Annotated in this window: 21 protein-coding genes; 11 read left to right on the top strand and 10 right to left on the bottom strand. The window is 32.0% G+C overall.

Annotated elements, in window-relative coordinates; all coding sequences use genetic code 11:
* Positions 1-13 precede the first annotated feature (13 nt).
* On the bottom strand, positions 14-1,321 hold the full coding sequence (locus ACWJJT_RS11525) for a Na+/H+ antiporter family protein (RefSeq protein ID WP_462954813.1): 1,308 nt from the start codon (positions 1,319-1,321) through the stop codon (positions 14-16).
* Between the two features lie 467 nt (positions 1,322-1,788).
* Entirely contained in the window at positions 1,789-2,022 is a 234-nt protein-coding gene (locus ACWJJT_RS11520) for a hypothetical protein (protein ID WP_462954812.1), read from the bottom strand.
* A gap of 313 nt (positions 2,023-2,335) precedes the next feature.
* Here ACWJJT_RS11520 and ACWJJT_RS11515 point away from each other — a divergent pair, with 313 nt between their 5' ends.
* The 8 genes from ACWJJT_RS11515 (at position 2,336) to ACWJJT_RS11480 (ending at position 14,157) form a co-directional block, all read left to right on the top strand.
* Positions 2,336-5,404, top strand: a complete 3,069-nt coding sequence (locus tag ACWJJT_RS11515; protein ID WP_462954811.1) for an AAA family ATPase — start codon at positions 2,336-2,338, stop codon at positions 5,402-5,404.
* Positions 5,405-5,461: 57 nt separating this feature from the next.
* Complete coding sequence (locus ACWJJT_RS11510) at positions 5,462-7,489, top strand: urocanate hydratase (RefSeq protein WP_165411794.1); 2,028 nt, start codon at positions 5,462-5,464, stop codon at positions 7,487-7,489.
* A gap of 21 nt (positions 7,490-7,510) precedes the next feature.
* Positions 7,511-8,764 carry an imidazolonepropionase gene (gene hutI, locus ACWJJT_RS11505; RefSeq protein ID WP_462954810.1) on the top strand — a complete coding sequence of 418 codons (1,254 nt, stop codon included), beginning with the start codon at positions 7,511-7,513 and terminating at the stop codon, positions 8,762-8,764.
* Between the two features lie 30 nt (positions 8,765-8,794).
* Positions 8,795-9,691, top strand: a complete 897-nt coding sequence (gene ftcD / locus ACWJJT_RS11500) for a glutamate formimidoyltransferase (protein ID WP_216302139.1) — start codon at positions 8,795-8,797, stop codon at positions 9,689-9,691.
* Positions 9,692-9,759: 68 nt separating this feature from the next.
* Positions 9,760-11,439 (top strand): formate--tetrahydrofolate ligase, encoded by a 1,680-nt coding sequence (locus ACWJJT_RS11495; protein ID WP_462954809.1) that lies wholly within the window; start codon positions 9,760-9,762, stop codon positions 11,437-11,439.
* A 48-nt stretch (positions 11,440-11,487) separates the two neighbouring features.
* Positions 11,488-12,108 (top strand): cyclodeaminase/cyclohydrolase family protein, encoded by a 621-nt coding sequence (locus tag ACWJJT_RS11490; RefSeq protein ID WP_462954808.1) that lies wholly within the window; start codon positions 11,488-11,490, stop codon positions 12,106-12,108.
* A 169-nt stretch (positions 12,109-12,277) separates the two neighbouring features.
* A complete protein-coding gene (hutG, locus tag ACWJJT_RS11485; protein WP_462954807.1) occupies positions 12,278-13,291 on the top strand; it encodes a formimidoylglutamase in 1,014 nt (337 codons plus the stop codon).
* An 83-nt stretch (positions 13,292-13,374) separates the two neighbouring features.
* Positions 13,375-14,157 (top strand): folate family ECF transporter S component, encoded by a 783-nt coding sequence (locus ACWJJT_RS11480; RefSeq protein WP_462954806.1) that lies wholly within the window; start codon positions 13,375-13,377, stop codon positions 14,155-14,157.
* A 103-nt stretch (positions 14,158-14,260) separates the two neighbouring features.
* Here the strand turns inward: ACWJJT_RS11480 and ACWJJT_RS11475 are convergent, their stop codons facing one another.
* Together ACWJJT_RS11475 and ACWJJT_RS11470 are read right to left on the bottom strand one after the other, a co-directional pair.
* On the bottom strand, positions 14,261-17,104 hold the full coding sequence (locus tag ACWJJT_RS11475) for a YhgE/Pip domain-containing protein (protein WP_462954805.1): 2,844 nt from the start codon (positions 17,102-17,104) through the stop codon (positions 14,261-14,263).
* Between the two features lie 227 nt (positions 17,105-17,331).
* The gene (locus ACWJJT_RS11470) at positions 17,332-17,895 is read right to left on the bottom strand and encodes a TetR/AcrR family transcriptional regulator (RefSeq protein WP_462954804.1); all 564 of its coding nucleotides are present in this window, start codon (positions 17,893-17,895) and stop codon (positions 17,332-17,334) included.
* A 290-nt stretch (positions 17,896-18,185) separates the two neighbouring features.
* Here ACWJJT_RS11470 and ACWJJT_RS11465 point away from each other — a divergent pair, with 290 nt between their 5' ends.
* A complete protein-coding gene (locus tag ACWJJT_RS11465; RefSeq protein WP_462954803.1) occupies positions 18,186-18,830 on the top strand; it encodes an undecaprenyl diphosphate synthase family protein in 645 nt (214 codons plus the stop codon).
* A gap of 189 nt (positions 18,831-19,019) precedes the next feature.
* On the opposite strand, the gene ACWJJT_RS11460 is transcribed toward ACWJJT_RS11465, so the two are convergent.
* From ACWJJT_RS11460 to ACWJJT_RS11440, 5 genes are all read right to left on the bottom strand, one after another.
* The gene (locus ACWJJT_RS11460) at positions 19,020-19,229 is read right to left on the bottom strand and encodes a hypothetical protein (protein ID WP_462954802.1); all 210 of its coding nucleotides are present in this window, start codon (positions 19,227-19,229) and stop codon (positions 19,020-19,022) included.
* Positions 19,230-19,403: 174 nt separating this feature from the next.
* Positions 19,404-20,081 (bottom strand): nitrite/sulfite reductase domain-containing protein, encoded by a 678-nt coding sequence (locus tag ACWJJT_RS11455; protein WP_462954801.1) that lies wholly within the window; start codon positions 20,079-20,081, stop codon positions 19,404-19,406.
* A gap of 61 nt (positions 20,082-20,142) precedes the next feature.
* Positions 20,143-20,805: a hypothetical protein gene (locus tag ACWJJT_RS11450; protein ID WP_462954800.1), complete on the bottom strand. Its 663-nt coding sequence runs from the start codon at positions 20,803-20,805 to the stop codon at positions 20,143-20,145.
* Positions 20,806-21,095: 290 nt separating this feature from the next.
* The gene (locus ACWJJT_RS11445) at positions 21,096-21,221 is read right to left on the bottom strand and encodes a hypothetical protein (RefSeq protein ID WP_258280600.1); all 126 of its coding nucleotides are present in this window, start codon (positions 21,219-21,221) and stop codon (positions 21,096-21,098) included.
* A gap of 61 nt (positions 21,222-21,282) precedes the next feature.
* Positions 21,283-22,482 carry a M23 family metallopeptidase gene (locus ACWJJT_RS11440; RefSeq protein WP_462954799.1) on the bottom strand — a complete coding sequence of 400 codons (1,200 nt, stop codon included), beginning with the start codon at positions 22,480-22,482 and terminating at the stop codon, positions 21,283-21,285.
* 210 nt (positions 22,483-22,692) lie between these two features.
* Between ACWJJT_RS11440 and ACWJJT_RS11435 the strand changes: the two genes are divergently transcribed.
* Positions 22,693-23,679, top strand: a complete 987-nt coding sequence (locus ACWJJT_RS11435) for a DnaD domain protein (protein WP_462954798.1) — start codon at positions 22,693-22,695, stop codon at positions 23,677-23,679.
* Positions 23,672-24,652 (top strand): ATP-binding protein, encoded by a 981-nt coding sequence (locus tag ACWJJT_RS11430; protein WP_462954797.1) that lies wholly within the window; start codon positions 23,672-23,674, stop codon positions 24,650-24,652. The genes ACWJJT_RS11435 and ACWJJT_RS11430 overlap by 8 nt, the downstream gene beginning before the upstream one ends.
* Positions 24,653-24,801: 149 nt before the next feature.
* Here ACWJJT_RS11430 and ACWJJT_RS11425 read toward each other — a convergent pair whose 3' ends face one another.
* Positions 24,802-26,133 (bottom strand): amidohydrolase, encoded by a 1,332-nt coding sequence (locus ACWJJT_RS11425; protein WP_462954796.1) that lies wholly within the window; start codon positions 26,131-26,133, stop codon positions 24,802-24,804.
* Positions 26,134-26,147: the final 14 nt, after the last annotated feature.

The raw sequence follows: 26,147 nt of genomic DNA, 5'->3' as shown, positions 1-26,147 counted from the left end.
CAATTTATTTAAACTAGAATATCATAGCCCCTATAACACCAAATATCATAAGTGGTATATTATAATGTAAGAACGTCGGTACACACGTATCCCAAATGTGGTCATGTTGTCCATCTACATTAAGTCCTGATGTTGGTCCAAGTGTACTATCTGATGCTGGTGAACCTGCATCTCCAAGTGCTGCCGCAACCCCTATTAGAACTATAGTAGATAGTGGAGAAAATCCAAGTTTAATTGCAAGTGGACAGTAAATCGCAGCTATTATAGGAATTGTACCAAATGAACTTCCTATACCCATCGTTACTAATAAACCAACAAGTAACATTAAAAATGCACCTGCCAGTTTACTTCCATTAACCATTCCTGCAAGAGATGCAACTAAAGCTTCCACTGCTCCAGTTTTTCTTAAAACATCCCCATAACCTGATGCAATAAGCATTATAAATGCTATTAACCCCATTATTTTAATTCCACCATCAAGTAAGCCATTAACATCCTCGAACTTAACTGCTCCTGAAACAAATATTATAATTAATGCTCCCAATGCCCCAAGAGGAAGAGATCCTGTAAGAACTTGAATTACAAATGCAGACACAGCTCCAATTAGAACACGCCAATGTTTTGAATTCATTTTAAGGTCTCCATCTTTAATCTCATCCAGCCCTTCTATTTGAATATCCTTATATTCTCTTGGCTTTCTATAAGTATAAAATACAGCTACAAGAAGACCTATGACCATTCCAATCCCTGGAATCCATAGCACTTTAGCTACATCCGATGTTGCAACAGCCATACCGTTTCTAGTCATTTCAGCGCTTATAATTCCATGAAATATTAGACCGAATCCTACTGGTAAAACAATATACGGAGCCTTTAATCCAAATGTAAGAGCACAAGCTACTGCTCTCCTGTCTATTTTAAGTTTATTCATTAATAAAAGTAGCGGCGGTATTAATATTGGAATATATGCTATATGGACTGGTATAAGGTTTTGAGAAAAACAACCTAAAAAGGCTAATAACATTATAAATACATATTTCTTTTGTCCAACAACTTTAGATATTTTCTTAGCCAAGATTCCTGCTAGTCCAGTTTTATTTACTGCAACTGCTAATGCTCCAAGTAATATATAGCTTAATGCAGTTTCAGCATTTCCTCCCATTCCTCCAATGAGTGTACCCATAGTATCTCCCAAAGACATACCAGAAACTAGGCCTGCTATCATAGCTGCAATTAATATAGACAGTAGCACATTAAGTTTAAAAAGACATAAAATTATCATTACAATAACTGATACAACAACCGGATTAAATAATAACATATATTCCCTCCTCGTGGTTAATTGTTATAGATAAACTTTACCTTCAGCAACAATTTTCACTTTACCATTTAAGTAAAATATCTAAGCTCCCCTCTTGTTTTGAGTTAATGCTCCCGCTAAAGCGGATGTACCTGAAGCACAACTTCTTTCAAAAAAAAACTATCTGGTCCCTTTACTATCTACTATTAAATGAATTATTCCTGGAAACTCTATCATTACATTTGTAAACGATTCCATTACGATTAATATAAAAATCTTTAGTCTCTTTAACCAAAGGCATAACAATTTTAGAACTATATTCGTTACTATTTTTTAAATGCTCTACCTCACAATTTATTACTCCGTTAAATCCTGATACTTCTAAAGAACAATAAGTTTTTCATTTTCCTTTTTCACACAAGGATACTCCTTGTCCACCAAAACTGCCACTAACGACTTTGTCGCATTTCCACAAAACTCGCCTCCCATCATCTGAAGCCTAGGACAGTGCTACTTTTTCCTTCTTCTGTACAAGGTTTTTCTATCAATTCAACCTGTTCAGCATGGAGGCTTCCATACTCCATAATTTTATTAGCAACATTGATATGAAATTGTCCCGATGCAGGATCTAAAATAAAAACGGTCATATTTTCTACTGTATTTAATTTAATGAAATGTAATTTTATTGTTATAACTTCTTTTTTATTTTTATTATAAATCAATTTTAACATCCAAACGTCAAATAATTGTCTATTATGAATTATTAATTAAATTCGATAAACATTTTAGGTATATACTGTACATTCTTAGTTTACTATTTTTATACCATAAAAATACATTTATTCCCTTGTCATAGTACTATTTTACCTTTTTGTACTTGCATTCATATTCCATTTTACTATTTACGTCTATATTACATCTATTAATCCAGAATTTCCACGTAAAAAATTCAGCTATAATCTTGTTTTGGCATTTTATTTATATTGTAGTATAATTTATGTAAGAAAGTTTATGACATTATACGGGAGTGATTCGATGGATTATATATATTGTAAAATGTTTGGTAATTTTTGCGTAACCGTCAATGAAAAAGAAATATTCCTACCATTCAGTAAAGCTCAAGGCCTATTTTGTTATTTACTACTAAATAAACAAGATAACAGAGAACATCTCTCAGAACTTTTTTGGGCTAACCAAGAAGAAGGTAATGCTAAAAAGAATCTAAGAAATGCTATCTATAAAATAAATAAATGCTCTAATGTTCCGGTATTGGTTTCCCCTCAGAAATCAATAATCATGCTCAATCCAGATATAAAAATAGACGTAGATATATATACTTTTATGAGTGATGAAAATGAAATAGATGTTTTTAAAGGAGAATTTCTACAAGGATTTTGCCCTAAAAACGCTGAAAATTTTGAAATTTGGCTATTAGAAATGCGTGAAAGTTTTGAATGTATGTATATTGATAAATTGAATAAAAAGATAGAAAAGGAATTACAAAATAATAATTATGATATTGTTGAAAAATATTCAAAGCTATTGATAAAAATAGATGAATTCAATGAAAATGCTTATATATATCTACTGGAAAGTTACAAAAATCAAGGTAAATATAACCAAGCAATTGAAACATATAATGATGTTAAGAAATTATTTAAAGATGAATTATCCATTTCTCTTAATGATAAAATATTAAATGTAGTTAATGAAGTAATAGATATTATGAATACAGTTAAAAGCAGTAAAAACGCTGATGATTTTTTCTATGGAAGATATAATGAATTGAGGATATTACAAAACAATTACAATAATTTCATGAAAAACGAATCTTCGAAATCCGTATTTTTGGTAGGCGAAGCTGGTATAGGAAAAACAAGATTGAAAGATAAATTTCTAGAAGTAGTAGATGAGGATACAACTTATATTTTAGAAACTTATTGTTTTCAATTTGAAAAGGATTGTATTTTAAAACCATGGACCATAATATTATCCAAGCTCTCCGAAATTATGAAAAATAAAAATATAAAAATCCCAACTTTATGGGAAGATATTTTAGAAAATTGTTTTTCGCAGATTGATGAATTAGATAATAAAGAACGAAGCCTTAAGGTTATAGAGAGTAACTATACATTAAAATATGAAGTCATTGGGAATGTAATTACTAATATACTTACTAAAATAGCATACGAAAAGAAAATAATGCTTATTTTTGAAGATATACAGTGGATTGATTATGGTAGTTTAACCTTTTTAAGCAGTATAATTTTACATGGTCATGCTAACATTTTGTGTTTCATGACATATAGAAATGAATACAACATCGAAATAGATAAATTCTTAGCTTCAGCAAATAAACACAATAAGATTTTAAGGATGGATTTATTAAGATTTAATAATGATGAAGTCGAAAATTTCATTAAAATTGGTCTTCCAAAAAATCATTTCAATAAAGATATAGTAAATAAAATATACAACGAAACTGAAGGAAATGCATTTTTTTTAACAGAATATATTAATACTATAAAATCTAATAGTAGTATAAATATTATGTCTTCTAAAATGCAAGATGTAATGAAAAGCAGGCTTTTAGATATTTCTGAAGGGTGCAAAAACATTTTAAGAATTTCATCTTTATTTTTTGATGAAATACCTTTGTATATTTTACATGAACTTACAGGAGAAGATGAACTTAAGATAATTGACTCAATAGAAGAACTTCAAAATAAATTTATATTAAAAGAAACAAATAACAATAATATAATAAGCTTTATGTTTACTCATCAAAAGTTAAGAGAATTTATTTACATTAATCAATCCTTGGCAAGAAGAAGAATTCTTCATAATAATATAGGCTACATTATTGAAAAGGGTTTAACAAATAATAGAAGTGATATAACCATTTACAATAAACTTGTTTATCATTTTTCAAACGCAAATAATAATTTAGCAACATTAAAGTATAGTATAAAAAGTTTAAACGTATATTTAAATTTTAGTCATGAACTTTATCCAGTACTATATTATAAGGATGTTAATTTTTATAACAATCTATATTTTAGTAACAATAAAACCATTAAAAGCATAAAGAAGATAGAAATTCTACTATTAAAAATAAAAAATGACTGTAGAAACTCTAAAGAAGTTTTAAGATTAGAGATCGAATTTTTACATATTAAAGGAAGATATCTTATAAGAGAAGGAAGCTATGAAAAAGGCGTTGAATTCATAAATGAAATGATAGAAAAAGCTAATGAGATTGAAGATTCAGATTACTCTATAGAAGGGTACAAGCAGATGATATATTATTGTATACAAACTAATAATATTGATGATATGATAAAATATGTAAACATCGGTTTAGATAAAGCAGCAGATTGTAATTATCATATGGAAATAGGCGTATTTCTACGATTTAAAGCCTTATATAAAAAAATGCAGGGAAAATACAGTGAAGCAGAAAGACTCTTTAATGAATCTATAAATATCTTTAATGTAACTAAAAGTGTAGCTGATAAATACGCCTTGAGTATAGCGGCCGCTTATAACTATATAGGCGATATAAGAAGACAAAGCATGAAATTTCAAGAAGCTTTAGATTTTTTTAATAGAGCAATAAAAATATGCGAAGAAAAAAATGTATTCACCAGTCTTTCTATTTTTAACATAAATGCGGGTGAAACATGTTTCAATATGGGATCATATCCTGAGGCAAAAAAATATTTCCAAAAGGCCATGGATATATATAAACAATTCGATTTAATGTGGGAAAAGTCTATTGTAGAAGCCTTTATGTCAAGAATAATAATTAGTGAAGGAAATTATGAAAGTGCCTTAAAATATTTAAAAAATTCAGATGTGCATTCAAGGTTGCTAAAAAACCCTCATGAAATTGGAATTGTATATATGGTAAAAGCTCAAATTAAAAGTGAAATGAAAAATAATGAAAAGTTAAATAAAATTTTTAATATGTACTTAAATGAAAATTTACAATTCTATTGTGAAAATAGTATTAATTTTTTAACTACATCAAAGGATAATTATGAAATAGATTTGCTAAATACCTTAATAAAGGAAAATAGTTATGAGTGCCCCCAAAAATAGACATTTTAATGACGACATAGTATTAAACTGTGATTATAAAGAGGGGAGTGATCAGTAATGATTAATAATATTGATATAAAAAATGCAATGACAGTTTCTTTAGATGATTGTTTACCTACTATGCCTGAATTTATTGAGGGAATAAGGAGAGCTCCAGATAGAGGCTTCCACCTTTCAAAATCACAGACAGAAATATCACTTAAAAACGCACTTCGTTACATTCCAGAAAAGTATCATGAGGAGCTTATCCCAGAATTTATGGAAGAGCTTACTACAAGAGGCAGAATATATGGATACAGGTTTCGTCCCGAAGGCAGAATATATGGAAAATCAATAGATGAATATAAAGGAAACTGTATTGAAGGTAAAGCTTTTCAGCTTATGATTGATAACAATCTTGATTCTGAAGTGGCTTTATATCCTTATGAGCTTGTTACTTACGGTGAAACAGGAAGTGTATGTCCAAACTGGATGCAATATAGACTTATAAAGAAATATCTAGAAATAATGACTCAAGATCAAACATTGGTTTTAGAATCAGGACACCCTCTAGGGCTTTTCAAATCAAAACCCGATGCACCAAGAGTAATAATTACAAATGCACTAATGATAGGCATGTTCGATAATCAAAAAGATTGGGAAATAGCAGAGGAAATGGGTGTTGCAAACTATGGACAGATGACTGCCGGGGGATGGATGTATATAGGACCTCAGGGCATAGTTCACGGTACTTACAATACTTTATTAAATGCAGGTAGAATGAAGCTTGGAATTCCAAATGATGGTGATTTAAGAGGACATATATTTGTAACATCAGGTTTGGGCGGTATGAGCGGTGCTCAGCCAAAGGCAATTGAAATCGCAAATAGTGTAGGCATCGTAGCTGAAGTTGATGAATCAAGAATTAGTACTAGACTTGAGCAAGGGTGGGTTATGAAGCAATCATCAGATCTTGATGAGGTATTCAAAATTGCTGACGAATACTTGGAAAAGAAAGAGCCAATGTCAATTGCATATCACGGAAATATAGTTGATTTGCTTGAGTATGCAGTAAAAAACAACAAAAAAATTGATTTATTATCTGACCAAACATCTTGCCATGCGGCATACGAAGGTGGATATTGCCCTAAGGGAGTAACTTTTGAGGAAAGAACAAGTCTTCTTGCAAAAGACAGAACTAATTTTTGCCAATTGGTTGACAAAAGTTTAAAACGTCATTTTGAACTTATAAAAATATTAGTTGAAAGAGGGACATACTTCTTTGATTATGGCAATTCATTTATGAAAGCAATTTATGATGCCGGTGTTAAGGAAATATCTAAAAATGGAATAGACGAAAAAGATGGCTTTATATTTCCATCTTACGTAGAAGATATAATGGGACCACAGCTATTTGACTATGGATATGGACCATTCAGATGGGTATGTTTAAGTGGAAAGAATGAAGATTTAATAAAAACAGATCATGCTGCAATGGGATGCATAGACCCAAATAGAAGATACCAGGATAGAGATAACTATAACTGGATAAGGGATGCAGAAAAAAACAATCTTGTTGTTGGTACAAAAGCAAGAATACTTTATCAGGATGCTACAGGAAGAATAAACATAGCTCTTAAGTTCAATGAAATGGTAAGAAATGGAGAGATAGGACCTGTTATGATGGGTAGAGATCATCATGATGTAAGTGGTACTGATTCACCATTTAGAGAAACTTCCAACATAAAAGATGGAAGTAATGTTATGGCAGATATGGCTGTACAGTGCTATGCCGGGAATGCAGCAAGAGGTATGAGTCTTGTAGCACTTCATAACGGTGGCGGTGTAGGAATCGGGAAATCAATAAATGGAGGATTCGGTCTTGTACTTGATGGAAGTTATAGAGTAGACGAGATAATCAAATCCGCTCTTTCATGGGATGTTATGAATGGAGTTGCAAGACGTTCATGGGCAAGAAATGAACATTCTATAGAAACAGTCATAGAATTTAACAATACACATAAAGGTACAGACCATGTTACTATTCCTTATTTAACAAACGAAAAACTTGTAAGGGATACTGTTAGCAAGTATTTTGATAAATAATATATTTAAGGGGATGTATTTATGAAAAAAGGAAATTTGCTTATAAAAAACTCCTCGGAACTTGTTACCTGCAGTGGTAGCAATGCAAAATACGGTGAGGAAATGAAAAACATTCATATCATAAAAAATGGAGCCGTTGTCATTGAAGATGGCATAATTAAAGCTGTTAATACTACAGAAGAAATATTGAAAATTTACAATGAAGCAGATTATGAAGTTATAGACGCATCTAATAAATGCGTCCTTCCAGGATTTGTAGACTCTCACACTCATTTTGTATTTGGTGGCTACAGGGCAGATGAATTTGCTTGGAGACTCCGCGGAGACAGCTATATGGATATAATGGAGAGAGGCGGCGGAATACAAAATACAGTAAACGCAACAAGGAATGCTTCAGATGAAGAACTTTATAATATTGGATTTGAAAGGCTTAATGAGATGCTTAAACTTGGAGTAACAACTGTAGAAGGTAAAAGCGGTTATGGCCTTGATTTTGATACAGAAATAAAGCAACTTAGTGTTATGAAGAAACTTAATGAAGATCATGCTATGGACCTCGCAATTACCTTTTTAGGTGCACATTCTGTTCCACCCGAATACAAAGGTAAAAATGATGAATATATTGACTTCATTATAGATAAAGTTCTCCCTGTGGTTAAATCAGAAAATCTTGCAGAGTTTTGCGATGTTTTTTGCGAAGACAAAGTTTTTTCTGTAGATGAATCACGAAAACTTCTTTTGAAAGCAAAGGAAATGGGTTTTAAACTTAAACTTCATGCGGATGAAATAGTAACCCTTGGAGGATCAGAGCTTGCAGCAGAAGTTGGCGCAATATCAGCCGACCATCTATTACATGCTTCAGATGATGGAATAAAAGCCATGGCAGATAAAAAGGTAATTTCTACCCTCCTTCCCTGTACTGCATTTTGCCTAAAAGAACCATATGCGAGGGCAAGGGAAATGATTGATAAGGGCTGCGCTGTAGCACTGGCATCGGATTTTAATCCAGGAAGCTGCTTTACATATTCAATACCTCTGGTATTCGCAGTGGCAGCTATATATATGAATATGAGTACGGAAGAAGCTATAACAGCACTTACAATAAACGGTGCCGCTGCTGTCGGTAGATCAGATTCCATTGGAAGTATCGACCCTGGTAAAAAGGGTGATATCGTTATTTTAAAATATCCTTCTTATAATTTTATACCATATCATACAGGTATAAACATTGTAGAAAAAGTAATTAAAGCTGGGAATGTAGTTGTTAATATATAATTAATCTTAAATAGCAAAGGAGAGAATATTATGTTAAAATTAGTAGAATGCGTTCCAAATTTTAGTGAAGGCAGAAACAAACAAATAATTGAAAGCATAGTTGACGAGATAAGAAATACAGAAAATGTAAAACTACTTGACTATTCTTCCGATAAAGACCATAACAGGACAGTTGTTACATTTGTTGCTTCACCTGAAGATGCTAAAAAAGCAGCTTTTAAGCTAATTAAAAGAGCATCAGAGCTTATAGATATGAGGACTCAAGAAGGTGCTCATCCAAGAATGGGAGCTACAGATGTGGTTCCATTTATTCCAATTCAGGATATTACTACAGAAGAATGTGTTGAAATGGCTAAAGAACTTGGCAAGAAAGTTGGAGAAGAATTAAATATTCCTGTTTATCTTTATGAAGATGCAGCTACTTGTGAAGCACGAAGAAATCTTGCTAAAATTAGAAAAGGTCAGTACGAGGGATTCTTTGAAAAAATAAAACTTCCAGAATGGAAACCTGATTTTGGTCCATGTGAAATGAATGAAAAAAGTGGCTGTATAGTTATAGGTGCCAGATTTCCACTTGTAGCATACAATGTAAACTTAGGCACAGACAATATGGAAATAGCAACTGCTATTGCTAAAAAAGTAAGATTTATAGGTGGAGGGCTTAGATTTGTAAAAGCTATGGGCGTTAAACTTTGTGAGAGAAACATAGTTCAGATTTCTATGAATCTTGTAAACTATGAAAAAACCGCCGTATACAGAGCCCACGAAATGGTTAAAATGGAAGCTTTACGATATGGAGTACCCGTTGTTGGCAGTGAAGTTATTGGATTGGTTCCTTTGAAAGCATTAATAGACTGTGCTGAATATTATCTTCAAATAGAAAATTTTGATATAAGTCAAATACTTGAAAAGAAACTTTCAGAATAAAAACTTAAAAAGCTTTCAGGGTAAGGAACCAAGAAAATATAATTAATTATGATGAGGAGTCGAATTATATGAGTATTGTTCCGAGTGATATTGAAATAGCTCAAAAGGCTAAAATGCTACCCATTGCAAACATTGCTGAAAAATTAGGAATTGAAGATGACGAATTAGAAGTTTATGGTAAATACAAATCAAAAGTTTCTTTAAGTATTTTTGATAGATTAAAGGATAAAAAGGATGGAAAGCTAATCCTTGTAACAGCAATTACTCCAACTCCTGCAGGTGAAGGAAAATCAACTACTGCTATTGGTCTTGGAGATGCCTTGAATAGAATAGGTAAGAAGACATGTATAGCATTAAGAGAGCCCTCTTTAGGACCCGTATTTGGTATGAAGGGAGGAGCAGCCGGCGGCGGATATGCCCAAGTAGTTCCTATGGAAGATATTAACCTTCACTTTACAGGAGATATGCATGCTATAACTGCATCAAATAATTTACTTACTGCAGCAATTGATAACCATGTTCATCAAGGGAATAGCCTTAAGATAGATATTAGGCAGATTGTATTTAAAAGAGTTATGGATATGAATGACAGATCTCTTAGAAATATAGTTGTTGGTCTTGGTGGAAAGGTGTGTGGTTTCCCACGAGAAGATGGTTTCATGATTACCGTTGCATCAGAGGTTATGGCTATTCTTTGTCTTTCTAAAGATTTAATGGATCTTAAAGAGAGGCTCGGTAAAATAATAGTAGCTTATAACATGGATGGTAATCCAGTAACTGCAAAAGATCTTAAAATTAATGGAGCGATGACCCTTTTGATGAAGGATGCTATAAAGCCGAATATAGTTCAGACATTAGAAAATTCACCAGCAATAATTCATGGCGGACCATTTGCTAATATAGCTCATGGTTGCAATAGCCTCATAGCTACAAAGCTTGGTCTTAAACTTTGTGATTACTTAGTAACTGAAGCAGGTTTCGGTGCTGACCTTGGTGGAGAGAAGTTCTTTGATATAAAATGTAGATATGGAGAATTGAAACCATCCGCTACAGTTATAGTTGCTACTATAAGGGCGCTGAAAATGCATGGTGGAGTATCTAAATCAGATTTAGGCATAGAAAATCTTGAAGCCCTTAGTAGTGGGTTTGAGAACTTAAAAAAACAAGTTGAAAATATAAGAAAATTTAATGTACCTGTAATGGTTGCTGTAAATAGATTCAGTAACGATACAGAAAAAGAAATAGAACTTCTTATATCAAAATGTAAAGAGTTCGGAGTTGAAATAGCCCTTAATGAAGTATGGTCTAAAGGCTCCGAAGGCGGAGTTGATATGGCTCAAACGCTTATAAAACTTGTGGAAACAGAGGCGTCAAACTTTAAGCCTATTTATGATGTAAGTAGTTCTATAAACGAAAAAATCAACACAATTGTTAGGGAAATATACGGTGGAGATACAGTAGTGTTTGAAGCAGCTGCTAAAAATCAGATGAAAAAACTTGAAGAATTAGGCCTTGATAAGATGCCCCTGTGCATTGCTAAAACTCAATACTCCCTATCTGATGACAATAAACTTCTTGGAGCTCCAAAAGGTTTTAAAATTACAATAAAAACTGTAAGAGTCTCTGCAGGCGCAGGATTTATTGTATGCGAAGCTGGCACTATAATGACCATGCCAGGACTTCCTAAGGTTAGCGCCGCAGAAAAGATGGATATAAATAGAAGTGGAGTTATAACAGGATTATTTTAGACATATGCTCATATTATGTTGAAAAGATAGAGAAAGGAGTACATTATTATGTTATTAGTTGATAAAAGCGTTAGAGAATTCATTGACCAAACCTCCCAAAATTGCCCCGTGCCAGGAGGGGGAAGCATTGCGGCACTATCAGCTGCATCTGCAGCAGCACTTGTTTCAATGGTTGCAAGTTTGACTATTGGTAAAAAAGGTTATGAAGATAGTGAAGTCATGATGAAAGAAGTTTATGAACAAGCCAACAAATATAAAGAAAGATTTATAGAGTATATAGATGCAGACTCTGAATCTTTTCATGGAGTAATGGACGCCTTCAAATTGCCAAAAAACAGTGATGAAGAGAAATCTGCAAGAAAAGAAACTATTCAAAATGCATTAAAGCATGCATCAGAGACTCCATATAAGATAGCAGAAGATGCGTATGCACTTATGGATTACTCAGAAAAGGCAATAAAACACGGAAATAAAAATGCAGTAACCGATGGTGCTGTATCAGCTATGATGGCAAGAAGTGCAGTTCTATCAGCTCTTTACAATGTAAAAATAAATCTATCCTCAATCAATGATAGTGAGTTCGTAGCTCGATTTGAAAAAAAAGTATCTACTCTTGAACAAAATGTAGTTGAAAGAGAAAAACAACTACTAAGCAAAGTAGTTTTATAATAGGGATAGATCCCCATAGCCATCAACCTAAGGTAAATCATAATTTGCCTTAGGTTGTTTTTTAATATGTTTAAACATACTTAATATGCTTATCATACTGAAAACTATATTTAAAATAATGATAGTGATGTAATTATAAATACATAAATAATTTGGGAGGCTAAATACAATGTTTGATAAAAATTATAAAATAACGGATAAAACAGTTTGGCAGGGACGCACTGATAGTGAAACCAACTATGATGCTTTTAGATGGCATCAATGTGTAAAGATAATAGATTTAAAAAGAGATGATTTAATTTCCTACGCCGGTAAACTGGGATTTGCTTTTATTGGTTTTTGTTGTGATGAAGGTGTAAGGCTTAATAGTGGCAGAGTAGGGGCATCTAAGGGCCCTAAAAGTATAAGAAAAGAATTATCTAACCTTCCATGCAATTTTTCACAAGAAGTTAAACTTTTTGATGTAGGAGATATATTATGTGAAAACTGTACCCTTGATGAAAGCCAAGCTCTTCTATCAAAAGCAATCGAAAAGATTTTAAGTTTAAATCTTTTTCCTATTATTTTGGGCGGTGGTCACGAAGTTGCTTTTGGAAGTTATATGGGTACATTAAATTACTTATCACAAAAAAGCCAAGAACCTAATATCGGGATAATAAATTTTGATGCTCATTTTGATTTAAGACCTTATACAAAAGTGACCAGTTCCGGAACAATGTTTAGACAAATAGCAGATATTTGTAGTGATAGGGATCTTCAATATTCTTATTTGTGCATCGGAGTTCAAAAGCACAGTAACACCATAGATCTTTTTAAAACAGCTGATAGACTTGGTGTTAAATACATGCTTGCGAAAGATATAATAGATAGTGACAGTTGGCCGCTTATGGAGGAAATAGATAATTTCATAAAATTTAAAGATTATCTATATGTAACTATATGCTCCGATGTATTTTCTACAGCTTTTGCACCAGGAGTAAGTTCGTCACAACCACTTGGTCTCGATCCTGAACGTGTATTAAAGTTTCTTAAATACATTTTAAGGTCAAATAAAGTAGTAAGTTTTGATATAGCTGAGGTTTCGCCAAGATTTGACCAAGACGACGTTACAGCAAACTTAGCAGCTGTATTGATTTTTTCTGTTATCAATACACTTTGTGAAACAAATAGTTTGTCTATCTAAAAGTTGTTACATATTAATAATAAATTTGAGTTTACCAAGTCTGTGAATCAGTTTTTTTTAAATAATTTATCGGAGGTCTTTAAATGAAAGAAAAGATGAGTACGAAGACTTTGGTTTCAACTTCCGTTTTCATTGCAATTGCAGTAATTCTAAGATCAATTAGTATAATGATCCCAATTGGTGGTGCAGGGGCTATGAGAATTAGCATTGATGGTATTTTCTATATTCTTCCTGGAATTATTTTCGGACCAATTTATGGGGCACTTGCTGGTGGTCTTGTGGATATTCTTGCATATATTATAAGACCTCTGGGACCTTATATTCCACTATTTACTTTAATGACAATGCTCGCAGGCTTTATTCCAGGACTAATATGGAAACACACAAAATTTACTAAAGTTTCAAAACAAGTGAAATACTATATTACTTGTTTTGCAACTTTAGGATTAATAGGAATTGTTAATACTATTGTAATATTGCTATTTCCAAAATCAAATTTAGGCAAACTTATATTTTCGCTTGGAAAGAAAACTCAGTTTATTGGTATTGGACTCGAGATTATAGCACTGCTTGGTTTTGTAATTTTGGTTATTAATAATGTGATTAAAAGAAACAATAGTGAAAATAAACTATATGATAACTATATTAAAATGATTTTAGCAATAGGATTGCCTGCAATTGTAATTTCATCTATTAACACTTATTTTCTAATATTATTTATACCAGGGCTTTCTAGTGTAGGTTTTATGGTTTTGTGGCTTCCTAGAATTGCAGAATCATGTCTAATGATAATAATTCAGTCGTATATAATATCTCTCCTTTTAAATGTTTATGAATTGGTGTTTAGAATAGATCTTAAATGTTAATTTAGTAATAATCATTGATGATTATATTAAAAAACCACACTCCTAATAATATAGGAATGTGGTTTACAAATATCTAAATTTTTTAATACGTTCTTACTTTATACTATGCAGTTATATTTGTTGCTTCATCTTTTTTATCTTGTATCAATTTTTGCACTTTATCTGCATGCCCCTTCATTGATATAGATATGAATAAGAATACAACTAACATTGCCGCAAGGACTATTACATCTTTTGTAAATACGCCATAATCAATACCTGATATTACTTCTCTTAACCCAGATACTGCATAAGTAAAAGGCATAAATGGATTTAAAACCTTAAACAAATTAGGTACAACTTCTATTGGGAACGTACCTGCACAAGAAGTAAGTTGAAGAATTAATAATACAATTGATATTAATCTTCCTGCTTGCCCAAGTAAGAATACCATGCATTGAATAATCGCTATAAACACATTTGATAAGAAAATATTAAACAAGAAATACAGTAGTATATTACTTGGTCTAAGACCTAATAACATTACAGCTCCACTTGCAAGTACCGCTTGCATAGCTCCTATAGCTCCATATGATAAGAACTTACCTGCTACTACAGAAGCTGGACTTGCTGCAATATCTGCATCTACCTTATCTGTAATTACAAAGAACATCATTAATGCTCCTACCCATAATGATAGTGGAATGAAATATGGAGTAAATCCTTCACCATAAGTTTTAACAGGATTTATTGGCTTTTGATCCATAACTACTGGCTGCGAGAATGTCTCTCCCATAGTTTTACTATCATTTTTCAAGCTACTACTAAGATCCTTATGACCATCTGCAAGCTTTTTGTTAAGTTCTTTAGAACCATCTGCTAATTCTGTCATGCCATCATCTAATTTATTAGTACCATCATCTAACTTGCTTACCCCATCTTTTAGCTCCGGTAATTTTCCATTTAAAGTACTAATTCCTTTTGTAAGCTCTGCTGAACCTGCATTTAGTTTCGACGTTCCATCTGCTAAAGCTGGCATCTTTTGACTAAACTGTGCTAGCCCTCCTGATAAAGCTCCTGAACCCACAGCTAACTTCTGCACACCTCCGCTTAAAGCTGGGATTTTGCCGTTAAGCTCTGAAATTCCTCCTGATAAAGCTCCTGAACCTACAGCTAACTTCGCTGTACCCCCAGTCAAATCTGGAATTTTATCGTTAAGCTTTGAAAGTCCTCCCGATAAAGCCCCTGAACCTACAGCTAACTTCTGAACTCCTCCAGTTAAAGTTGGAATATTATCATTAAGCTGTGAAATTCCATTTCCAAAATCACCATTCATACCATCATATAGCTGATTTAAACCTCCACTAATTTTAGCTGCGCCGCCCGCTGCTTCACCTGTTTTTTCTGCAAACATTGCAGCCCCTTTTGAAAACTCTTCTGCACCTTGTGCAAAGTCATGCGAACCCTTTACAAAGTCTGAGGATCCATCCTTTAATAGCTTAGATCCTTCTGCTACTCCATGAGCACCCTTTTGAAGTTCATTCATCATCGCTACGTTGTTTTCATCTGTAGCCGCTTGGTTTAATGAATTCAGTGTATCTACAAAGCCTTTCATATTTGCATTATCCATTGCTTCTGGATTATCTTTAAAATATGCTCTTAATTGAGTACTCACTGCTTGTTGCAATACCACTTGAGATTTTTTACTATTATCTACTAAAACATCTACTCCGCCAGCAACTTTTGCACTGACCACGCTAAGATCGCTCATGCCGTTTTCCATTTTATCATATCCACCACTAAGACCTTTTGATCCATCATTTAACCTAGTTGATGCATCATTTAACTTAGTTGATCCATCTTTAGTTCCTGCAAGCCCTGAAGCAAGAGTTGATGCTCCTTCTTTAAGTTCTTTAGTTGAAGGTAGTATTTTTTTCTTATATCCATCATTAAGCTTTTTCACCCCTGTTGCCATAGCTGGTACTTTCTTGTTAAGCTCCAATAACCCATTATTCACTTGGTCTGCAACACCATGAAGCTGTTGTATCCCTGTTGCCATTTCTGGTACTTTCTTGTTAAGCTCCAATAATCCATTATTCAACTGGTCTGCACCACCATGAAGTTTTTGTACCCCTGTTCCCATAGTTGGCACTTGCTTGTTAAGCTCTGATAATCCATTATTCAATTGGTCTGCACCACCATGAAGCTGATTTACCCCACTTACCATTGTAGGCACTTGAGCTTTAAGCTCCCCTAGCTTACTAGTTAATGTATTAGAACCCGCTAGTAATTTCCCTACTCCATCCATCATTTCTGGAACATTACTTTTAAGTTTCCCAGTTCCATCTTTTAACTGATGCGTACCATCTTTTGCGGTAACTACACCGTCAGCGAGTTTCTTGCTTCCATCAGAAGCTTTTTTCATACCATCTTTAAGTTCATATAAACTATCAAACACTGCTGTTGCGTATTCTTTTGACATACTTTTGGTTAGTTCTGATTTAAGCTGATCTAAAACTTTACCATTGATTTGTGCTGCTAAAAAATTCCTCTTTTCATTTGCACTATATAATATAGTAGCTTGTTCTGGTTTACCTTTAGTCGAACTTAAAGCATTTTGCGAAAAATCTTCAGGAATTACGAACATGGCATAATAATTCTTTCCCTTGACTCCATCTTCAGCTTGCTCTTTTGTAACAAACCTCCAGCCTACTGCTTCCTTATCTTTAAGATTATTTACTAAATCTTGACCGTAGTTAACTTTTTTTCCATCCTTTAAGCTTCCTCTATCTTGGTTTACCACAGCCACTGGCATATCCTTAATTCTAGCATATGGATCCCAAAAAGCATCAAGATAAAGTAAACTGTACAAAAGTGGAACTATAATAATTGCTACTACCGATACTCGTATGAATCTATTTTTAAATATACTTGAGATATCTCTCCAAGCTACTTTTAAAAAGTTCATGTTATCACCTCATCCTTTATATATATAATTATTTTCTACAACAGTTTTAACAACCTACATATATAACTGACTAGTCAGTCATATATGTATATTTTACATTTTTTTTTCATAAAGTCAATGTATTTTTTGTTAACAAAAGAAGTAAACGTGCTCATTAATTTTATAATTTTATTTGAAATAAAAAACAGCAAGATATTCTATTATCTAGATTATCTTACTGTGTATTTTTACTTTATTCCATTTAGTAGGTGCTCCATAAAATTATCTGTAATTTCATCTAATTTCATACTATCATTTTTAATAACATTATAAACGGCTACTGATACTAAGTTTCCAAAATACATATATGTTAAAAAAGAAGATTCGCATTTTTTTATAGCTCCCTCAGCCATAGCACTTGCTAAAAATTTTTCAATATCTTCCATATACGCCTTTAGCATTCCTCTAAGCTCAGAATGTCTTATTTTCCCGCCCCATGCTTGACTCATTATAACCTTAAATAAATCCCTATTTTCATATGCCAATTTTAACTGATCCTTGGTTAGTTCTCTTAACTTACAGGTATAGTCTCCCTGCCCAGTAGTAATTTTTTCTATTTGTTGCCTAAGTAAGCTTACTCCCTCTGTAATTATATATTTAAAAACCTCATCCTTACTTTTAAAATAATAGTACACCGTACCTTTAGCTACCCCAGCATTTGCTGAAATCTCATCCATAGTAGCTCCGTCATATCCGTTAGTAGAAAAAGTTTTAATTGCAGACTGAAATATAGCTCTTTTTGTTTTATTCATTAACTCACCTCAACTTATCAATAAATTTATCTTGTATCGTTATTTTAATATTAAGGAACATTAAATCTTATTTCGAATATCTTAATCGATATTCCAATAATACTATACTATATCCCTATAAATTGAAAGTATTTTATACATTATCTAATTTAAAAATTAAACAAATCGGATTATTTAATACTATATATTGCTAATTCATTAATATTTTGAAAATACAATGGATTAATATATTAATAATGGATATACTATGATTTATAAGTTATAAAAATTCATAATTAAAGGGTGATAATATGAGAATACCAAACCACATCGGAGTAATTCCCGATGGGAATAGAAGATGGTCGGTAGATAATGGTTTATCAAAAGACAAAGGGTATTCCTTTGGACTAGATCCTGGTTTGTCTTTGTATAAACTTTGCAAAGCTGTGGGCGTAAAAGAAATAACTTATTATGGGTTTACTACTGATAATACAAAAAGACCACCCTTGCAGAGAGAAGCTTTTGCTAAAGCTTGTGTAGATGCAGTAAAACTGTTAAGTACACAGGATGCTGATTTATTAGTAGTAGGAAATAGTGCCTCACCTATGTTTCCTAAAGAACTACTTCCTTTCACCTCGCGTAGAACCTTTGGTAAAGGTGGTATTAAGCTAAACTTTCTCGTAAACTATGGCTGGGAATGGGATCTAAGTAATCTAGATCAAAACAAAAGTAGCAAAAGAAGTAATATATTTAATTGCATAAAAACTAATGATATCTCTAGAGTAGATTTAATTATTCGTTGGGGTGGAAGAAGGCGTCTTAGTGGATTTTTGCCTTTACAATCCATATATTCTGACTTTTACGTTATAGATGACTTTTGGCCTGACTTTAAACCGGAGCATTTATCAAATGCTTTACATTGGTATGATGATCAAGATGTAACACTTGGCGGTTGATGTATATAAAAAGTAACTAAGTTACATATTTTGAAATAGATATAAGTTTTTAATAGACTATATCTATTTTTTTATATGTTAAAATATGATTATTAGATTAAATCATCCTATGCCCTACATCCTAGTAAAGCATACAACTAGACATTATACGTGGTAGCTCTAGTTATATGCTCTGTGAGTCCCTGAATACTAATCTGTAAATCTTTTATTTTGATCAACTACCTCATATGCGTAGGCTTCATTTTTTTCTTGTTTTATGCTTCCATTATTATTAATTCCTGTAACTATTGTAGGTATGTTTACTAACTTGATGTCTGTGCCTTCAATCTCAACATACCTTTCTAATCCATATTTAAATAATTTTTCATTACCTAGTTCTCTTGACTTCATACTCACCACACTTCATCTCTCCTTTCAAACATTATGCTATCCATATACAAATATATATATACTTAATTAATTCTAAAAACATTTTATTTTCTAGGCAATATTGTTAATAAAAAGAGATGCTTTTATTTTTCAAAAAAATAAAAACGCTTATTATGCGTTTTTATTGAATGGACTTATTAATCATCACTTGCCGTGCTGCAATAACGACTTTAGAAGGATATCCGATTTAAATTTTTCTAGTCCTATTCGTTGAATGAAATCTCCTAGTTTTTCTCCCATATTTCCATTAGCCTTGTAATATTCCATTAAGGTATCAACCACAATCAATACCTTTTCTTCTGTTAATCTATCTACAATAATATCAGCTACCCTAGGGTTAAATCCACCACTACCACCTGCGACTATTATGTAGCCTTCCTTGTCTCCTATTATGCCTAAATCTCTAGCGTATACACTAGTGCAAGCATTCCTACAACCAGCTACTCCAATCTTTGTTCTACAAGGCATCTCCATTCCATGGTACCTCTTATCTAAAAGCATTCCAATTTTTAAGGAATTTTGTTTCGCCCTTTTGCAAAATGCTGCAGGACACATATGAACATTTTTTACAGAGTTTAGGGATTTAACTCCTGGCTGCATACCTAATTCTTCCCACACTTTTGCAACATCTTCAGATTCTAGTCCTAATATTGCAATTCTCTGCCCTGAGGTCATTTTTAAGATTCCTTTATATTTTTCAGCTACTTCAGCTATTTTTGATAGCTGTTTTGATGTTATAAATCCCCCCGGGATATGAGGCGTTACACCATAAGTTCTTTTTCCATCTCTTACTTTTTGAAGTACAGCATATTTAGGTTCCATTAAATTTCCTCCTATTCCATGGGGATCGTAACAACCATTAATTATTATATTGCTCTTTATGTTACTTTCTTGTGATTTGATTTGTTCCTATTATACCATTATATTCTAACCCTTTAATGAAACTATAAGTATATTCCTCATTAGAATTTTCAATAAACGCTTTAATCCATACATGTCTAAGCATGTAAAATATATTTACATCTCCATTTACCATTTCCCAATAATTTTTATGAATACAGCTTGTAGTTTCCCATTCAAATATGTCATTTTCAGATTTTATAACCCTCATTACTCTATCACAAGGCATACCTTCTAACAAATAATTATTAAGGTTATTAAATACTTCTTCTGGCTTTCCTTGCATTTCTTTTACTTTTAAAGTTTCTCCAACAGTTTTACCTTGCTTTGCAAAGCATGCTTTAGCAATAACTTCAGCTTCTTCTCCATAATTTTTAATCATTTCTGTTATTATAAATGCTGTTCTAGTTTCCACTTTTAAAATTTTATCTTGTAACCAGCCATGAATATTAGATACATCAATTATATCTTCTATATTTTTCTTGGTATCTATTGGACTTCCGTAAGCCACTGATTTTTGGGCAACATCTTTCGCATTGTCACCGTATTTATCTATATAATCTTTTTTTAAATTTGTCTCTAAATCCTCTGCCAATAAGATTTTATTAAATAACCATGTGTGAATAGGTGCTAAAAAAGCGCTCATTATTATTCCTCCAATATCTATTTATTCTTTTAAATCATCTCCTGCGGAGCTGCATTAACGGCTTCAGAAGTAGATTTATACCCCCACTTATAGCATTGGGAGACTTTCCTTCTGAAATGGCGTTAACTTATAGTCTAATAATACTATATTTAGCCAATACTTACGGTAACTTATGTTACCGTAAGTATATCATTATAAATTAATTACTATTTCATAAATGGTTAATTATATTTTAAAAAAATAAAAAGAGCATTAAAGCTCTCTTTACTAAAATTCAGAAATTAGTTTTATTATTCTTCAGCTCTTATTGCTGATTTACGTTTTGCCTTCTTCATATCAGATGCTTCTATAGTCTGTGGTTTTTTAGGCTTATTATCTTTTTCTTTTGCTGGTGTCTTCATTTCTTTATATGGCATAAAATCACTCCTTTATAAAGTATTTTTTACTTTTAGTATAATTTTATTCATACATTTATTTTTATTTAATGTATTTTTGAGGATTTTTAGGCTCACCATTCTCTCTTACCTCAAAATGTAGATGAGGTCCTGTACTATTCCCAGTACTTCCTACTTCTCCTATTTTCATACCACCCTTTACTATTTCACCTCTTTTTACAGTAATGACACTACAATGTGCATATGTAGTTTCTATTCCTCCCCCATGGTTGATTTTTATCACATTACCATACCCATCCTGCCAAGCTGCATAAGTGACACTACCATCTAATGCTGCACTTATTGTTGCACCAAAACTCGCTGCTATATCAACTCCTTTATGCATTTTTCCCCAGCGCACACCAAAGCTTGAACTTATACTACCTCTTGATGGACTATTTATAGCTTCCAATCGAGGTGTTATTGGGCTATTAGTTCCTACCAATATTTCTTTGTTTTGCACTGGCGTTATAGTATCTTCTTTTAAGACCTTTTCAGCTATGATATTATTGTTAATGGCTATTACTTCGGTAGTAACCTTTTTCATTCCATCACTACCTTCACGACCTACCTTTTTAACACCATCCATTAGTTTACTTGAAGATCTTATAATTGTAGTAGGGTATATCGCTTGTTCTTTAATTATATTTCCTACTGTTCTTACAGTAATTAATGGAACTTGTGCTTTATTGTTATATTTAATTAATTCCTTAATAATTTCATTATTTTCATATAAGTTTCCTGTTTTAACCTTAACCGGTTCATAACTAATTTTATTCTCTATATCTGTTTTTATTATGCTATTTAGCTTCGAACCCTCAGAATAATAATCTTTTACAGAGTTTAAAATTTCCTTCCCTTGATTTTCATTTGTTACATATGCCATTTTTCTATTATCTGATTTCATTAAAAATACGTCCACTACTTCATTGGATTTTTTTAACATCACTTTCTTAAGGCTATCTCCACTTATAAACATAGCATCATCATTTACCTTTACTTTACCTAAAGTTAAACCTTTTATTGTAATTTCATTACCATATTTGGATTTAATTTCAGATTTTAATTCCTTATATGTTTTATTAAATTCATTCTTATTTTTTACAAATGTTATGGTACTGCTCCCTATACAAACTTTATAACCATAAAACCTATATACATTCAAATACACCATAGTAGCGGTAATCATAAGTGTTATAATTATCACGCCTATATTCATTTTATTTCGTTTTAGAGCATTCAATGTTCTACCTCCCGCAATACTTACTTAATATACCCTTTTATTACAAATAATATACATTCTTGAAACATTTTTTTTATTTGTATCATTCACTGTATGGTATACTATATGTTGAATAATAAATCCCTATAAATTAACACATTATATAAATAACCAGCAATTTTGTATTTTAAAATTATATTTCTATAATTTTAAAAGAAAGGTAGTGACTTTATGAGTACTTTCATGTTTAAGAATGAAAACTATAAATATACTCCTGTGAGTAATATCTTTATAGATAAGTTTATGCCTAGAGCTAGAGGAGAATTTGTTAAAGTTTATCTTCTCGGGCTAAAATATTGTACAACTGGAGAAATAGGTGCTACCTCTTCAGTTATAGCAAATACGCTTGGACTTTTAGAAACAGATGTTGTAAATGCTTGGAACTATTGGAATGATGAGAACCTAATTAAAATGACCCCCATTGATAATATGGGTAACTTTAATATTGAATTCTTGGATTTATTAGATGTTCCAAGTGACGATATCCAAAACATAAATTTGCTTGAGGAATTAACCAATTCTTCAATAAAAGGTATGCTCCAAGATATTGAAAAACTATTAGCCAAACCTCTTTCACCGAAAGAAATGACCATGTACCTAAGTTGGCAAAAAGATTATAATTTCCCCCCAGAATTAATACTTTTATTAATTCAATATTGTGTATCAAAAGGTAAAGTTGACTATAGATACATTGAAACCATTGCAATTGCATGGCATGATGCTAATATTCAAAATATTGAAGGTGCTCAATCCTATATAAAAAAACATGAGGATAAATGGATAAACATCAGAAAAATCTTAAATTACCTAGGAATAAAAGCTCCAGAAATAATGAAACCTCAAGAACAAATATTAGATAAATGGATAAATGTTTATAAATTTTCTCTAGAAATTATATATAAAGCTTGCGATATTTGTTTTGATAGGCTTAGCCGCGCTGATTTTAAATATATCGATGGGATTCTAAACAGTTGGTTTAAAGATGGCATAAACTCTTTAGAGGATATAGAGAAGAAAGATAAAAAACGTTTAGTTACTAATAAAAAAACTACTGCCGGTGGAAAGCCTGCTAGGGGAAGTTTCAATGATTATGAACAAAGAGCTTATAACTTTGATGAACTAGAAAAAAAATTACTAGGATGGGATAATAATGATTAAAGGATATCAAACCAAAATATTAGCTATATATGATCAAATAAGGCAAGAAGAAGAGGCTGACTTTAGAAAAAGAAAAGTTCACATAGAAAAGACTCACCCTGAAATTATTGAACTAGATCACAAAATAGGTAAGCTATGTATAGAATTATCCATTAGTGCTTTGAAAAGTATCAACAATAGAGATGAATATTTACATTCTTTGAAAGAAAAAATAATAGATTTAAGAATGAAAAAATCTGAGCTATTAGTCTCTAATGGTTTTGATATGGAATACTTGAATTTGCATTATAGATGCACAAAATGTCGCGATACAGGTTTTATTGGAAATACTAAATGCCCTTGCTTTAAGCAAAAGGTTATAGATGTTTATTATACTAGTTCTGAACTTCAAGGTATGTTAAATACCAATAACTTTGATAATTTTAAGTTAGACTACTATCCTTCTAGAAAAAGTGAACTTGAATCAGAATCTCCTAAAAAGAACATTGAAAAGATTTTATCTAGGTCTATGAACTTTTTAAAGAATTTCAATACCACTGATGAAAATTTATTATTCTATGGAAGTTCTGGTACAGGAAAAACCTTTCTGTCTCATTGCATTACAAAGGAATTACTCGACAAAGGTTCTTTTGTAGTATATAGAACAGCCGAACAATTGATAAAGGCTTTAAAAGAAATTCGCTTTAATGGCGACACCTCTTTAGAGGAACTACTAATAAATTGTGATTTACTTATTATAGACGATTTGGGTACTGAGCAAATTTCAGATTTTACTAAAACAGAAATGTTCAATCTACTTAATACCAAATTATTAAAACAAAAAAAAATGCTAGTGTCTACTAATTTGACCCTTGAAAATTTATTAAATACCTATACTGAGAGAATAACCTCTAGATTAATTGGAAATTTTACACTTTGCAAATTCTTTGGAGACGACATAAGAATTAAGAAAAATTTGAGTAAATCAAAATAATATAAAAATATGCACATTAATAAAAAGCACATATTACTATAAATGCGTTTGTCCTCATGAATTACTTCTAAGACCCTCAAATGCATTTTAAGTACTATGTGCTTTTGCTATCATATTTTTTTATCTTCTATTATAAGAATATTATTCATTTATAATTTTCCAGCTACCTTCTCAATCTTGTCCTTCAATTTTAAAAGCTCCCTTCTTATCTCCTTAAAGTTTCCAGAAACCAATTCCTTATTTCTAACTACAATCTTCCCATTAACTATTACCGTATCCACATTCCCTGCATTAGCTGAATATACCACCGCTGAATAGTAATCATATATTGGTTGCATATTTACTGATTTAGTTTCTATTAATGTTATATCAGCTTTCTTACCGACTTCAATGGATCCCACTCTATTTTCTAAACCTAATACCTTTGCTCCTCCCATTGTTGCCATTTCTACTAATTCCACTGCGGGGAATAAGCTTCTATCGTTATTATATAATTTTTGTATTTTTCCAACTAGACTCATTTGAGTGATTATGTCCATGGTGTTTCCGCTCATTGGACCATCACTTCCTAGCCCTACATCTATACCTTTTTCTCTCATTTTTAATATGGGAGCCACTCCCTTTGCTCCTTTAGCATTTGCCCCTATATTATGACTTACCTTAACATTATGCTTTTTAAGTATATCTATGTCTTGTTCCTCTAAAGTTACAGCATGTGCTGCTATAAAGTTAGAATCCAGTATTCCTAAGCTTTCTACATACTCCACTGGGGTTAGCCCTAATTCTTCCTTATATTTTTCAAATTCGAAGTCCATTTCTGCTAAATGCATAGTAAAAGGCACATCATATTTTTTAGATATTTCATAGGCCATTTTTAAACTTTCATCACTATTGGTATAAGGTGCATGGGGTGCTATTCCTGGTGTTATTAATTCATGCCCCTTCCATTTTCCAATAAATTCTATAGAGTAATCTAATCCACCAAAGGGTTCCTCAGCATCTGGTGCTTTGAAATTTATAATACTATTACATAGTATTCCCCTCATATTTAACTCTGATGTTGCCTTTGCCACTTCATCTTCAAAGTAATACATATCGCAATAGGTAGTTACTCCACCAAGCAACATTTCTGCCACTGCATATTTCGCTCCTATATAAACCAATTCCTTATTCACCAATATATTCTCTAATGGAAATAAATATCTTTTTAATCTATCCTTGCAATCATCCGCTAAGCTTCTAAACGGAACCATAGAACCGTGGCAATGACAATTAATCATACCGGGCATTAATATTCCATCTTCACCATCTATTATGTTATATCCTTGAAACTGATTTTCTAAATCAGCTCCGCCAATTGCCTTTATTTCATCTCCCTCTATTACGAGTATACCATTTTCTATAACTTCTTTATCCTTATTCATAGTAATTATATTTACATTCTTTATTAAAATTCTATTATCTTCTATTCCTTTTTTCATATGCTAATACCGCC

Source organism: Clostridium sp. CM041 (genome assembly GCF_055081035.1).
Note: the sequence above shows the minus strand (reverse complement) of the source record. Positions and strands in the feature narration are given on the sequence as shown.

What these genes read in the sequence shown, in the direction of transcription:
- ftcD (WP_216302139.1), top strand. Translation starts at nt 8,795, where the DNA reads ATGTTAAAATTAGTAGAATGCGTTCCAAATTTTAGTGAAGGCAGAAAC.
- ACWJJT_RS11480 (WP_462954806.1), top strand. Translation starts at nt 13,375, where the DNA reads ATGAAAGAAAAGATGAGTACGAAGACTTTGGTTTCAACTTCCGTTTTC.
- ACWJJT_RS11430 (WP_462954797.1), top strand. Translation starts at nt 23,672, where the DNA reads ATGATTAAAGGATATCAAACCAAAATATTAGCTATATATGATCAAATA.
- ACWJJT_RS11450 (WP_462954800.1), bottom strand. Translation starts at nt 20,805, where the DNA reads ATGAGCGCTTTTTTAGCACCTATTCACACATGGTTATTTAATAAAATC.
- ACWJJT_RS11490 (WP_462954808.1), top strand. Translation starts at nt 11,488, where the DNA reads ATGTTATTAGTTGATAAAAGCGTTAGAGAATTCATTGACCAAACCTCC.
- ACWJJT_RS11445 (WP_258280600.1), bottom strand. Translation starts at nt 21,221, where the DNA reads ATGCCATATAAAGAAATGAAGACACCAGCAAAAGAAAAAGATAATAAG.
- ACWJJT_RS11465 (WP_462954803.1), top strand. Translation starts at nt 18,186, where the DNA reads ATGAGAATACCAAACCACATCGGAGTAATTCCCGATGGGAATAGAAGA.
- ACWJJT_RS11515 (WP_462954811.1), top strand. Translation starts at nt 2,336, where the DNA reads ATGGATTATATATATTGTAAAATGTTTGGTAATTTTTGCGTAACCGTC.
- hutG (WP_462954807.1), top strand. Translation starts at nt 12,278, where the DNA reads ATGTTTGATAAAAATTATAAAATAACGGATAAAACAGTTTGGCAGGGA.
- ACWJJT_RS11455 (WP_462954801.1), bottom strand. Translation starts at nt 20,081, where the DNA reads ATGGAACCTAAATATGCTGTACTTCAAAAAGTAAGAGATGGAAAAAGA.
- ACWJJT_RS11525 (WP_462954813.1), bottom strand. Translation starts at nt 1,321, where the DNA reads ATGTTATTATTTAATCCGGTTGTTGTATCAGTTATTGTAATGATAATT.
- ACWJJT_RS11510 (WP_165411794.1), top strand. Translation starts at nt 5,462, where the DNA reads ATGATTAATAATATTGATATAAAAAATGCAATGACAGTTTCTTTAGAT.
- ACWJJT_RS11495 (WP_462954809.1), top strand. Translation starts at nt 9,760, where the DNA reads ATGAGTATTGTTCCGAGTGATATTGAAATAGCTCAAAAGGCTAAAATG.
- ACWJJT_RS11435 (WP_462954798.1), top strand. Translation starts at nt 22,693, where the DNA reads ATGAGTACTTTCATGTTTAAGAATGAAAACTATAAATATACTCCTGTG.
- ACWJJT_RS11470 (WP_462954804.1), bottom strand. Translation starts at nt 17,895, where the DNA reads ATGAATAAAACAAAAAGAGCTATATTTCAGTCTGCAATTAAAACTTTT.
- ACWJJT_RS11425 (WP_462954796.1), bottom strand. Translation starts at nt 26,133, where the DNA reads ATGAAAAAAGGAATAGAAGATAATAGAATTTTAATAAAGAATGTAAAT.
- ACWJJT_RS11475 (WP_462954805.1), bottom strand. Translation starts at nt 17,104, where the DNA reads ATGAACTTTTTAAAAGTAGCTTGGAGAGATATCTCAAGTATATTTAAA.
- hutI (WP_462954810.1), top strand. Translation starts at nt 7,511, where the DNA reads ATGAAAAAAGGAAATTTGCTTATAAAAAACTCCTCGGAACTTGTTACC.